Consider the following 13392-nt stretch of genomic DNA (forward strand, 5'->3'; position numbering starts at 1 on the left):
ATCAAACTAATCCTATAGCAGGTAATATTTTTTTCTTCAGTGGTAAGCTTTAAAACGCCATTTTTTGATTTACATATCAGCAACACTTAGTAAGTGCTGATGTGTATACAAACTAATATAGTTACAAATTCAGAAGATCATCCTGACATATCATTTCAATCATATATTTCCATGCGCTTAACACAAGATAGAAACGAGATGATATTATCACGCATCTGAATGAAAATACCAGCTCGTAAGCCTCCATAAAATCCGTTTTTATGGATTATTTATCATCCAAAGATATATGCCGTTAGTCCACCCAAAGCCATCCTGATTGGGATATTCTCCTCCACCGGCAGGCAAATCGATATCTACAACATTATATTTTTCCATCATCTTGCCAGTTTCTTTGAATACTTTATCATTAAGGGCTATCCATCTCGTTTTCAACTCTGCTGCTGTATCCAAAAAATTATAGTTGCGAAGTCCCTCATAGGTTAGGTATTGCAAAGGAGCCCAACCGTTGGGCGTGTCCCACTGTTGCCCGCTCTTGTAAAGAGAAGAAACTACGCCTCCCTTTTTCAGGAAGCTTTTGATGATATGATCGTGAACATGATGTGCTTGTTCGTTAGTAGCCATCTTGAAAAACAACGGATATATTCCTGCCAGCGACATGACTGTGGTGGATTTATTCAGGACTGAGTCATAATCCATGAAAAACTTCTTTTCGTCATTCCAAAAGTATTTTATCATTGCTTTCTTTCGTTTCTCTGCCTTTTGAAGGAAATAAGCAGAGGGATCTGAAAACGAACTTTGATTATAAGCTTCAGATAATGTTAGTTCCAACTCATAAAGAAGGCAGTTAAGATCTACAGGTATGATATCGGTGGTATGGATGGTTTCCATATGATCGACATCCTTGAACCATCGGCAGGAAAAATCCCACCCAGATTCACAAGCTGCCCTTATATGTCGGTAAAATGTTCCGGGCTCCACACCAAATGGTGCAGAGTAATTAGCCATCTCAACATCTTCATGATAAGATTCAGGGCGAGGGGCAGGAAGGTCATCCCAGTAACGGTTTAATATGCTGCCATCCGGAAGTATTACTACTCTACGAAAAGATGTTTCCCTGTCCGAAAGGCGAAAGTAGCCATCCATCCAATAATTATATTCCTTCTGCATATGCGGGAGATAGGTTGCATAAACTTCCGGTCCATCAATTTTAGCAAGAAGACGTACCATCAATGCTAAAAAAGGAGGCTGTGAGCGGGTAAGATAGTAGCTGCGGTTTGCATTTGGAATATGGCCATACGTATCTATAAGATAGGCGAAATTATGAACCATGTCTCTTATCAGACCATCCTTTCCTGCAGGTAACAAACCTAACATTGTAAAGTAGCTGTCCCAATAATATAGCCCTCTGAATCGCCCCCCGGGAACAACATATGATTTGGGAACAGGCAACATGGAGCAATCCGGTTGTGACTCCCGCGTTAACAATGGCCAAAGCAGATTGATATGCTCCGTAGCCGGCAACAATTGGTTACTTGAATAATTAGTTGTTATAGGCTCCGGGATTTGAAAATACGCTGAGACAAAATCAAAAAGGCTGAAAGCTTCCTTGTGCTTTTCAATTTCATATAAACTTAGTATTTCTTCCGGAGATCGCTTGGGGTAACAGTCTGCAAAAGTTATTGAATCAGGAAAAACCTGTTTCATCTGAACATCGTGGAATAGCGGACCAAATAATTGGTCAGGAGGTAAAATAGCAGGAACAACACTATATATCTGTGGGGGTTCAATAGATCTCATTTCATTTTGCTTTTCAATGTTCACGCATTTCAGGCTTTTAAGTTTGTAATTTTATTATTTAAAGCTTTTAGCGTTGTATAGCATGATAGTCCTGGAACCAATCTCCTCAGGCCTTACGGCCTATACCTTTTTGGAGCGAAAGAACGGTTTTAAGCCTGCCACAATACATTGCACCATGTTCGAGTTCACGTTAAAAGCACACAGGCAGCGAAAAAACAAACGTACTTCCTGAGCCTAGCTCACTCTCTACCCAAATGCTGCCGCCTTGCGACTGGATGAATTCCTGCGAAATGGATAGCCCCAGGCCAGAGCCTCCCTTGTACTGCTCTTTACCCGGAATCTGCACAAATTTCTGGAATATCTTGCTATGGTTTGATGCATCAATGCCGGGACCGTTGTCGTGTACTTTTATCAGCACCTGCCTCTCCTCATCCTCTGTTGTGATGGTAATCACGTCGCCTTCCGGGGAGTAGCGCACGGCGTTGCTGAGCAGGTTAATCAGCACCCAGGTCGTTTTCTCTACATCAGCCATGACATCGGTTAGCTGGTTTTCCAGCTGCACCTCTACCCGCAGCTGTTTCTGCAACAGTTGCAGGCTGATCACCTCTTCTGCATAGTTGATAATGTCTGTGATATTGGTTTTCTGTACGTTCAGCTGAATATTGCCAGACTCCAGCCGCGACACATCAATTAACTCTCCTACCATTTTCTGGAGGCGTGACGTTTCCTGCTTCAGCGTACGGATAATGCCTGTCTGCTCTTCGTTCATAGCACCCACCCGTTCATTCTGGAGCAGCTTAAGGCTATACCCGATGGAGGCCAAGGGCGTTTTCAGTTCGTGTGATACGGTTGCCAGGAAGTTAGACTTTGCCTGGTCCAGCCGCTTGAACTCACTTACGTTCCTCAGGGAGACAACGTAGCCATACAGCTCACTTTGCTCCTTCAGCTCGTTGTAAGACACGATGTCTAAAACACTTTTGCGGTAGTATGCTTCCTCGCCTCCTTCAGTAACGGTTAGCAAATGGTCGTCTGATGTTCTGCCAATCATGATGTCTTTTACCAGCTCCCGGTACAGGTCGTTCTCATTTTCCAGCTCCTGCGACTGGCGCCCCACCAGGTTTGCCCGCTCCATGCCCAGTAGCTTGCAGGCAACTGGGTTTGCCTCTGTTACCTGCAGGTTGTGATCCAGCAGCAACAGGCCTTCATCCAGGTTCTGCATGATAAGCTCAATCCGCTTTTTCTCTGACATGAGCACGTTCAGGTTCGAGAACTCATACTCCTGCAGTTTCTTCAGCATGCTGTTGTACACCTTTGCCACGCGGCTAAACTCATTGCGGCCCCGCACAGGAATCTTTTTAGAAAAATCCTTACCAGAGGCAGCCTGAATAGAATCCACCAGCATGTTGATAGGCTTGGCTATGGCTGCGGGAATTGTCAGCAGAAAGCCTAGCGTCAGCAACAGTGCCGCAGTCAGGGCCACTAAAGTATAAATCCTTGTCTGCTGTGCTATATGCTGTGCATGATCGCTTTTCGAGATCATGGCATCCATGTTCATGCTGAGCATCTGGTCCAGCTGGTCGCGCAGCAAACGGTACCGCGGCAGGAGCTCCACGTAGTAGGCATTGGCATCTAAAGAATCATTTAGAAGCAGGATGCGGTAGTGCTGAAAACCCTCCGCCACGTCTTCCACCAGCTGCCCCTCGCCCGGCTCGGTAATGTTCCCCTGCTCCTTGCGCAGGTTAGCAGCAAACACGGCCATGTTCTCCCGAATCATGTCGACTTTTACCTCGGGCGTTACATCCGAAAAGAGCAACTGCTGTTTGGCGGCCTGCATATTATCAAGCGAAGAGATCATGCGCTTGCCCACCTGCAGCGTGTAGAGGTTAGCTTTGAGGATGTTACGCGCGGCCCTGTCCAGCTTGTTAACGTTGGTGACAGAATATACCCCGAGGGCTAATAACACCACCAGAATAGTCAGGTAGCCAAGCGTAACTTTTGTTTTTAACTTCATGAAAGTATAAATAATGATTTAAGGCTAATGCGATATTCGATGCCGCTTAAACACTCACCAGGAAAATGTCCAGGTCTATCCCGGCATCTGAAACGGCACGGATGATACGGCGGGTCTGGCTGATCTTAAACCAGTCGCTAAAGGACTTTCGCCCGGTTACGCCGCAGATAAGCAGGGTAGCTTGTTTTTCCTGTGCCACCTGTAGTATTTCCTGTGCCACGTGGCGGCCTTTCAGCCGGATGATCTGCCCGCCCAGCTGGGTAGCCAGCTGCAGGTTGTTGATCAGGTGGCGCTGCTTGGCCAGGCCAATGGTATCCGTGTTTTCCTGCTCCGCCTGCACGTACACCACATACCACTTGGCCCGGAAGCGGTCTGCCATGCGCGAGGCTTTTCGAATAATCTCTTTTGCCGCTTTCTCATTGGTGTTGATACAGGCCACCAGCTTATCCAGGTTTTTGCGTGAGGCCATGGCCACTTCCAGGTCGATGCGCTGCATCAGGTGGTTGGATACTTCGCGCAGGGCCAGCTCGCGCAGCTGCAGCAGGTTCTCCTTCTGAAAAAAGTTTTTCAGGGCCGCCTCCACCTTTACCTTGTCGTAGATCTTCCCCTCCTTCAGCCTGTCCAGCAGCTCCTCTATCGTGAGGTCGATGTTGACAATGTCGTCAGCGGCTTTCATCACCTTGTCCGGCACCCGCTCCGACACCTCCACCCCTGTAATCTTTTCGATCTGATAGTTCAGGCTCTCGATGTGCTGAATGTTTACGGCGCTGATCACGCTGATACCAGCCTGTATCAGCTGCTCCACATCCTGCCAGCGCTTTTCGTTTACAGAGCCCGGCACATTGGTATGCGCCAGCTCATCCACGATCACCACCTCTGGCCTGCGCTGCAGCACCGCCTGCAAATCCAGCTCCTCCAGCATGCGGCCTTTGTAAAAGATAGACTTGCGCTTCATAATCGGCAGGCCTTCCAGCTGCGCCTCGGTTCCTGCTCTGCCATGCGTCTCCACGTAGCCAATCAGCACATCTACCCCGTGGGCCTGTAGTTCGCAGGCCTCCTGCAGCATGCGGTATGTTTTTCCGACGCCAGCCGCCAAGCCGATGTACAGCTTAAAGCGCCCCTTCTTTGACTCCTGCAGCAGCCGCAGAAAGCGGTCTGCAGATTTACTGTTATCCTCTTCTTCCTTTGAGTTCATGTTTTTCAAGCTTTCATGGAGCAAAGGAGCAGGCAGGTAGCACTACCTGCCTGCTCCTTCTAGAACTTCAGCGCAAAAGAGGTTACCAACAGCAGGTTGTTGTCTTTTATACCTTCGTCGCCGGCAAATATTCTGTCTTTGGAGTCGTAGCCGCGTGCCTCCACCCGCCACAGAAAATTGGGGGCCGGAGCATAATCGAAGTTAAGCGAGGCGCTGGAGGTCTGAAAACCGTTGGAGCTTTGCGTGGAGATGATGATCTGGTCTTCATCATTATAATGCTCTACACGCCCTGCCAGGGCAAACTTTTCGCTTAACCGGTAGCGCGCCAGCAACATACCGGCGTACCAGCTGCCTTTCTCGCTGCTGTCCCACAGCTCCTGGCGGCCATAGTCTACGCTGCCGGCTAAGTTAAACCTGTCGGAGAAAGTATAAGCCGCATAGAAATCATGGAAGTAGCGGCGCTTGCTATCCGTTTCATCCGGCGCTTCGTTGCCGTAGTAGTTGTTGTAGCTCAGCGTGAGCTGGCCTGTAGGCGTATAGCTAATGCCGAAGCCCAGCGATTTGGCGTCGTTTGTCTCCTGTATGTTCTGCCAGCCGTTCAGCACCAGGAACTTCATCGTCACCTTGTCCGACACCTCCGCCGTTAGTTGGGCACCCGTTTCAAAGTAAGGTGAGTTTTCGGCCATGAGGGCACGTGTGTAGATTTCGTTGTTAATGGAAAAGGTGCTTTCATAGCCAATGTGCGAGGGCAGAATACCCATATCCAGCCACACACCTTTGCCCAGCTTTACCCCGGCGTTTGCCTGCGCAATGAGTTGCGTCAGTTCGTTTGGCTCGGCAGCATAGTTGGCCTGCACATAAGTACCGGTATGCAGCGCCAGCGTGGCCCGCACTTTATCGGTGGCATAATCTGCCTGAAGAAAACCCCAGTTCAGGTTAAACTCGTTGTGGCGGAAGGCCTGTGTGGTATAGAGGCGGTCTTTGTCTACCGGTTTCGAGAAATCATAGGCATAGTATACATCCACGCCGCCACTCAATTTAAATGGCTTTTCTGCTTCTTCCATACCTAGTGAGTCGGTTGTTTGCGCACTTGCGGCAAAGGTTACCAATAAGTATAGCGCTAAAAGTATGGCGAATAAGTATTTCATGTGTGTAAATGTTCTTGTTGATGCCGCAGCCTGCGTAGCCGCGGCTTTTGTGTATGTTTTAGTTGATGAGTACCAAACCCAAGTATAGTTGAAACATGTAGTCGCTGGTGCGAGCTTGCAACTCGTACCTTGCCCGACCCTCACTTTTACTGCCGTCAGTTTAAATGTACCGCCAAAGGGTAAGATCAATTTGTATCTGGCACAATTTAATCCATGCTTTGCGCTAAAGCAGTACTTGCTGATTGTGTGATGTGGGCGTGAAGGTACGAGCTACAAGCTTGCACCAGCGGAAGACTATCTCTGCAGCGGTCAGCAATCAAGCTACCGCTTTGCGCTTAGTACATCCAGCGCCACATTCAGCTTCAGCACGTTTACTTTCTCCGGGCCAAGTATACCCAGCAGCGGCGCCTCTACCTGCTCCTGCACCAGCGCCCGTACCTGCTCCACGGGCAGGTTACGTAGGCGGGCAATGCGTTCTATCTGCACCAGCGCCCCCTGTGGTGACAAGTGCGGGTCCAGGCCGCTACCCGAGGCTGTTACCAGCTCTGCCGGCACCTCTTCGCGCTTTACCGTTGGGTTGTGCTCCAGGAAGGTATCGATACGCTCCTGTACCTCTGCCAGGTACTCTGGGTTAGACGGGCCTTTGTTAGAGCCGCCGGAGCCGCCGCCATCATAATCTACCGCTGATGGGCGGCTGTAAAAATAGCGATCTTCGGTGAAGGACTGGCCTACATTATCGTAACCAACTATACGGCCGTTCACCGTTACTTGCTTTCCCTCTCCGCCGTTTGGAGCTGCCAACTTGGCAATGGCCCAGATCGAAAGCGGATACAGGAGCACAAAAAAGCCGATGCACCATACGGTCAGGATCAGGCTCTGCTTCATGATGTTTCCTGTGCCCTTGGGCTGAGAACTGGCCCCTCGGTTAATTTTTCCCTGCACTGGTTCTTCTTTTATATTAGTTTCCATTTCGGATAAATTCAAATGTTTATACTTCTACTTTGTACAGGAGCCGGGCGTATGACGCTGGCCCCTACTTATACTTTTATACCTATGCAATTACAGCCTGACTAGCCCAGTCCAAACATGACCAGCAGCATATCAATGGCCTTAATGCCGACGAACGGCACGATCACCCCGCCCACTCCGTAAACGAGCAGGTTACGGCGCAGCAGGGCGCTGGCTCCGATCGGTTTATAAGCCACCCCACGCAGGGCCAGCGGAATCAGGATCGGGATAATGATCGCGTTGAAGATCACAGCCGAAAGTATAGCCGACTGCGGACTAGCCAGGTTCATGATGTTGAGCCCCTGCAGGGCAGGTATAAAGGCGATGAACAAGGCCGGCACGATAGCGAAGTACTTGGCTACGTCGTTGGCGATAGAGAAAGTGGTGAGCGTGCCGCGGGTGATTAGCAGCTGCTTTCCTATCTCCACTACCTCGATCAGCTTCGTTGGGTCGTTGTCGAGGTCCACCATGTTGCCTGCTTCCTTGGCTGCCTGTGTACCGGAGTTCATGGCCACGCCCACATCGGCCTGTGCCAGCGCAGGGGCATCGTTTGTGCCGTCGCCCATCATAGCTACCAGCTTGCCGCTGGCCTGTTCTTTCCGGATGTAGTTGAGCTTATCTTCCGGGGTGGCCTCGGCAATAAAGTCATCCACACCGGCTTTTTCGGCAATAAACTTCGCTGTTAAAGGGTTGTCGCCGGTTACCATCACGGTTTTTACGCCCATCTTGCGCAGGCGCTCAAAGCGCTCCTGTATGCCCGGCTTAATGATGTCCTCCAGCTGAATCACCCCCTGCACCTCCTCGTTTTCTGCCACCACCAAAGGGGTACCTCCGTTAGCGGCAATCTTTTCAATCGTTTCCGTTACGTTTGGGTGAAAGAGGTTACCGGCGTTCTCTGACATTTTGCGAATGGCATCGTAGGCTCCTTTGCGGATGCGTGTGCCGTTTGCCAGGTTAATGCCGCTGGAGCGGGTCTCAGCCGTAAATTTGATAAAATCCACCTGGCGCATGTCCGGCTGCGGCACACCTACGTTCAGCTCCTGCGCCAGCTCCACGATCGACTTGCCCTCAGGTGTTTCATCTGCCAGCGAGCTAAGCACCGCCTGCCGGATAAAGGCATCTCTCTCTACACCTGGTGCCGGGTAAAACTTAGTGGCTCTGCGGTTACCGATGGTAATAGTGCCTGTTTTATCCAGCAGCAGCACATCAATGTCACCAGCAGTTTCTACGGCCTTACCGGATTTGGTAATTACGTTGGCACGAAGTGCTCTGTCCATCCCTGCTATACCGATGGCCGAAAGCAGCCCCCCAATCGTGGTCGGGATCAGGCACACGAACAGTGCTATCAGGGCGGCAATCGTAAGCGGTGCGTTGGCGTAGTCCGCAAAGGGCTTCAGCGTGACGCATACCAGCAGGAAAGTCATGGTAAAACCTGCCAGCAGGATAGTCAGGGCAATTTCGTTGGGCGTTTTCTGGCGGCTGGCTCCCTCTACAAGAGCAATCATCTTATCCAGGAAAGACTCGCCCGGCGCTGTCGTTACCAGCACTTTTATCTGATCTGACAGCACCTTGGTACCGCCTGTTACCGAAGACCGGTCACCGCCTGCCTCCCGTATCACCGGAGCAGACTCGCCTGTAATGGCAGACTCGTCAATGGAGGCCAGGCCCTCTATAATCTCCCCGTCCGTCGGGATTAGCTCCCCGGCCGTTACAAGAAACACATCCCCTTTTTTGAGCTGGGAAGAGCTGACTTGGGTTACGTTTCCTTTGGCGTCCACTACGCTGGCAGGCGTTTCCTCGCGTGTCTTGCGCAGCGAGTCCGCCTGAGCCTTGCCTCGCGCTTCGGCAATGGACTCGGCGAAATTGGCGAAGAGCAAGGTTATGAGCAGAATCAGGAAAATGGTGATGTTATAGCCTAGGCTTCCCTGCGAGGTATCACCCGAGAAGAGCAGGTACAAGGTGACCAGCAGCATCACAAAGGTGCCCAGTTCTACCGTGAACATCACGGGGTTTTTGATCATTTGCCTTGGATCGAGTTTCACGAAGGACGCCGCCAGTGCCTGTTTTACCAGCGGCCCTTCAAACAATCCGGTTTCTTTATTTTTAGCTGTCATTTCTTTCGTATTTAAGGCGCAGACACAAGAGGCCTTGCCACAAACTGGCAGACGGGGTGCTCCAATGCGTTACCGGGCTTACCCGCTTCGATTCTTGCTGCGCCGTTTTTATCTTTTAGTAGATGGTGAAGTATTCTGCAATCGGGCCAAGTACCAGCGACGGGAAGAAAGCCAGTGCAGCCACAATCCAGATCACGAAGAACACCATCAGGCCAAAGGTGCCCGTATCGGTTTTCAGTGTACCGGCAGACTCCGGGATATAGCGTTTGCTGGCCATGATGCCGGCTATGGCTACTGGCCCTATAATGGGTAGGTACCGGCTCAGGATCAGCACAAAACCTGTGGTGATATTCCAGAAAGGCGTGTTGTCGCCCAGCCCCTCAAAGCCAGAGCCGTTGTTTGCAGCAGAGGAAGTATACTCATACAGCATTTCGGAGAAGCCGTGGAAGCCGGGATTGTTTAACCAGTCGATTTCCGGGTTCTGCACATACACATAGGCCGCCAGCGCCGTACCTGAAAGTATCAGGAAAGGGTGCAACAGCGCGATTATAATGGCGATCTTCACCTCCCGGGCCTCTACCTTTTTGCCCAGAAATTCCGGCGTGCGCCCCACCATCAACCCGGAGATAAACACGGCAATGATGATAAAGACAAAGAAGTTAAGGAAGCCCACGCCCACCCCTCCGTAAAAGGAATTTATCATCATGCCCAGCATGGTGTTCATACCTGAAAGCGGCGTAAGGGAGTCGTGCATGGCATTTACGGAGCCGTTGGAGGTAACCGTGGTGCTGGTGGCCCACATACCTGAGGCGGCAGCGCCCAGGCGCATTTCCTTGCCCTCCAGGGAGCCCAGACCTTGGTCAATGCCCATGTTGGAGATGGCAGGGTTGCCGTTCATCTCGAAGTATACGGTTGTCGTCAGCAGCAGCAGGAAGCCTACCGTCATGGCACCGAACACCATCCAGCCCAGGCGCTTGCGCTCCAGGTAAAAGCCTAGCGCAAAAGCCAGCCCAATCGGCATCAGGATGATCACCATGTTTTCTACCATATTGCTCAGGTAGGTAGGGTTTTCGAGCGGGTGCGCGGAGTTCACCCCGAAGAAGCCACCGCCGTTGGTCCCCACCTGCTTGATCGCGACCATAGCGGCTGCCGGGCCTCTGGATATCTGCTGCTCCACTCCTTGCAGGGTGGTGATGGTATCTTTGCCCTCAAACGTCATCGGTGTACCCTGTATGGCAACTATCACCGCTACCACCACACTTAAAGGCAGCAGAATGCGGGTACAGCTTTTCAGGAAGTAGTCGAAGAAGTTGCCCAGGTACTCTGTGCTGCGGCTGCGCATGGCATTGAACACCACGGCGCAGGCAGCCATACCTGTGCCTGCCGTCACGAACTGCAAAAAGCACATGACCCCCAGCTGCGAAAGGTAGGAAAGTCCTGTTTCGCCGGAATAATGCTGCAGGTTGCAGTTCACCAGAAAGCTGATAGCCGTGTTAAAAGCCAGGTCAGGCGACATGGACGGGTTGTTATCGGGGTTCCAGAACGGGTGGTGGCTCTGCGTCATCAGCAGAAACATAGCCCAGAAGAACCAGACCAGGTTAATGCTCAGCAGCGCGACCATACTTTGTTTCCAGGTCATTTCGCGGCTGGCGTCGATGCCGCTCACGCGGAAGAAGAAGCGCTCCAGCGGTGCCATAAAGTCAAGCCAGGTGCGCTCTCCTTTGTATACTTTCGCGATGTATTTGCCCAGCGGCAGCCCGATGGCTACTGTGAGCAGGAACATGGCGATTACTCCTAGTATATCAGTTAACATTTTTCTTGTGTTGTGGTAGTGAACTTAGAATTTCTCGGGTTTTAGCAGCACGTAAAACAGGTAGCCAAACGTGACAATGCTTAGGATGAAAAGTACAATCATATCTTTTGTGTGTATAGATGAGCTTCATAGTTTGGAAAGGCATTAAGGCAGCATGCTGTGCGTCATTTGCTGAGAGCAGCGAACCAGGGCCGGCCCCATCAGCAGGCGCCACTGCAGCGAGTTGTCGCTGTTGTAAAGGTGCAGGGCATACAGGTAAGAAACCTGCAGCGCGTGGCGCACCTGCTGATCGCCTTCCTGCAACAGCTTGTTTGCCTCCCGGAAGCATCGGCGGGCGCCGTCGAGGTTAACGGCATCGATAAAGCGGTTGGTGTAAGAGGCAAAGCAGGCCAGCTGGCGGTGCAGGTTGCGCTTGTTCTCTTCTAAACTAATCTCAGGTGCCAGGTCTGGAAACTCCTGCCTCAGCTCCTTCAAAATTTCATGATGCTGTATCATAGCGCTCATAGAAAAGAAATTAAATGTTGTCAAAAAAGTCTATGGATTTGTAAAAGAGCCAGAAGCAGGCAAGCCCGGCTATCAGCAGTAAAATCGTCATCAGCACTTCATTCATGGTATAAATGGTTTGTTGTGCCAAACCTTTAGTCAAGGGGGGTGCCAGGAAGTATAAAGTGTGGGCTACCCAAGTATAAACCACAACTAATCAAGCCATTTCATACTTGCGCCATACTTGGAGGTGATCCAACAAAAAAGCCGACCCTACCAAAATGGTAGGGTCGGCTTTTCATATCGGTAGGCTATACTTGCGGAAACGCGTCAGCGGCCGCTATACTTTGCTCCTTATTGATCGCCTATACTTAAGGCAGTTTTTAGCTCAGGCCATACTCCTGCACCTTGCGGTAGAGCGTGGTCAGGCCGATGTGCAGGCGGCGGGCGGCTTCGGTTTTGTTGCCGCCGGTCTGTTCCAGTATTTTCATGATGTGCTTGCGCTCCACAGTGCTGAGGGAGGTATCGCTTTCTGCCGCCTCCAGGGAGGGAGCCGCAGTCCAGAACTCTGCGGGCAGGTGCTCGGGCGTCAGTTTTTCTTCATTGGCCAATATAACGGCACGCTCCATCACGTTTTTCAGCTCCCGGATATTTCCCTTCCAGGGGTAATGCTTCAGCTTTTGAATAAACTCTTCGCTCATCCCCTCCAGCCGACGGTTCATTTTCAAGTTGTACAGCTGAAGGAAGTGCTGCGCCAGCAAGGGGATATCCTCCTGTCGCTCCCGCAGCGTTGGCACCCGTATCTTAAACACGGAGAGGCGGTAGTACAGGTCAGGGCGAAAGCGGTCTGCCTCGGCTTCTGCCTGCAGGTCGCGGTTGGTGGCAGCCACAATGCGCACGTTCACTTTTACAGGTTTTGTATCGCCCAGCTTTGTAAAGGATTGCGTCTCCAGCACACGCAGGAATTTGGCCTGTAGTTCCGGCGGCATCTCCCCTATCTCGTCCAGGAAAATAGTGCCGCCGTTGGCTTCTTCAAACAAGCCTTTTTTATCGGCCATCGCCCCGGTAAAAGCTCCTTTCTTGTAGCCGAAGATCTCCGACTCCAAAAGGTCTTTCGGGAAGGCGCTGCAGTTGACGGCCACAAACGTTTTGCTGCGCCTTGGGCTGGCACTGTGGATGGCCTGCGCAAACAGCTCCTTTCCCACGCCTGTTTCGCCTTCGAGCAACACGGTCGAATCTGTGGCAGCAACGCGTGCCGTTAGCTCTTTGGCCTGTTTTAAGGCGGGTGTATGGCCGATAATGGTATCTAAGGTAAACTTGGTTTCCACTTGCTTTTCCAGCTCAGCCACCCTTTTGCGCAGCCTTGCTTTGTCGGCAGCCCTGGCCACTGTCACGATCAGTTGCTCGTCGTTTTCCCCTTTGGTCAGGTAATCAAAGGCCCCCTGCTTCATGGCACTTACGCCATCCTGTATCGTTCCGAAGGCCGTCATCAGGATCACCTCCGGCAGCGGGTATTTTTCCTTTACCTTGCGCAGGATATTTAGCCCATGGTCGTCGGGCAGCTTCACGTCGCTCAGCACCACCTCCACCTCCTCTGCATGGTTCTCCAGCAACTCAAACCCCTCCCGGGCGTTTTTGGCCTGCAGCACCTTGTATCCCTCCAGTTCCAGCACACGTGCCAGTACCTGCCGCAGGTTGTGTTCGTCGTCGATAAGGAGAAGCGTTGAATTTGTTTGCATTACTAACAGGTTTTGGTGCCGCCAAGTTAAGGAGTTCTTTCGTTACATAGTGAGTAAGCTTTTCCTTTCTTGACAAGGGCCAGG

10 protein-coding genes are annotated in these 13392 nt (G+C 51.3%); all 10 read right to left on the bottom strand.

Annotation, left to right across the window (positions count from 1 at the left end; translation table 11 throughout):
* Nucleotides 1-258 precede the first annotated feature (258 nt).
* The gene (treF, locus tag ACFQ2O_RS03115; protein WP_377522841.1) at nt 259-1821 is read right to left on the bottom strand and encodes an alpha,alpha-trehalase TreF; all 1563 of its coding nucleotides are present in this window, start codon (nt 1819-1821) and stop codon (nt 259-261) included.
* 166 nt (nt 1822-1987) lie between these two features.
* Nucleotides 1988-3808, bottom strand: coding sequence for an ATP-binding protein (locus ACFQ2O_RS03120; RefSeq protein ID WP_377522842.1), 1821 nt, complete (start codon nt 3806-3808; stop codon nt 1988-1990).
* Nucleotides 3809-3854: 46 nt separating this feature from the next.
* Nucleotides 3855-5003 (bottom strand): universal stress protein, encoded by a 1149-nt coding sequence (locus tag ACFQ2O_RS03125; RefSeq protein ID WP_377522843.1) that lies wholly within the window; start codon nt 5001-5003, stop codon nt 3855-3857.
* 59 nt (nt 5004-5062) lie between these two features.
* Complete coding sequence (locus ACFQ2O_RS03130; protein WP_377522844.1) at nt 5063-6151, bottom strand: porin; 1089 nt, start codon at nt 6149-6151, stop codon at nt 5063-5065.
* A gap of 321 nt (nt 6152-6472) precedes the next feature.
* Nucleotides 6473-7036: a K(+)-transporting ATPase subunit C gene (locus tag ACFQ2O_RS03135; protein ID WP_377522887.1), complete on the bottom strand. Its 564-nt coding sequence runs from the start codon at nt 7034-7036 to the stop codon at nt 6473-6475.
* Between the two features lie 185 nt (nt 7037-7221).
* A complete protein-coding gene (gene kdpB / locus ACFQ2O_RS03140) occupies nt 7222-9273 on the bottom strand; it encodes a potassium-transporting ATPase subunit KdpB (protein WP_377522846.1) in 2052 nt (683 codons plus the stop codon).
* 115 nt (nt 9274-9388) lie between these two features.
* A complete protein-coding gene (gene kdpA / locus ACFQ2O_RS03145; RefSeq protein WP_377522847.1) occupies nt 9389-11086 on the bottom strand; it encodes a potassium-transporting ATPase subunit KdpA in 1698 nt (565 codons plus the stop codon).
* Nucleotides 11087-11110: 24 nt separating this feature from the next.
* Nucleotides 11111-11188, bottom strand: a complete 78-nt coding sequence (gene kdpF, locus ACFQ2O_RS03150; RefSeq protein WP_377522889.1) for a K(+)-transporting ATPase subunit F — start codon at nt 11186-11188, stop codon at nt 11111-11113.
* Nucleotides 11189-11230: 42 nt separating this feature from the next.
* Nucleotides 11231-11590 (bottom strand): DUF7674 family protein, encoded by a 360-nt coding sequence (locus ACFQ2O_RS03155; RefSeq protein WP_377522849.1) that lies wholly within the window; start codon nt 11588-11590, stop codon nt 11231-11233.
* A 362-nt stretch (nt 11591-11952) separates the two neighbouring features.
* Nucleotides 11953-13308, bottom strand: a complete 1356-nt coding sequence (locus ACFQ2O_RS03160) for a sigma-54-dependent transcriptional regulator (RefSeq protein WP_377522853.1) — start codon at nt 13306-13308, stop codon at nt 11953-11955.
* Nucleotides 13309-13392: the final 84 nt, after the last annotated feature.

Source organism: Pontibacter rugosus, assembly GCF_042678745.1.
Classification (GTDB): domain Bacteria; phylum Bacteroidota; class Bacteroidia; order Cytophagales; family Hymenobacteraceae; genus Pontibacter; species Pontibacter rugosus.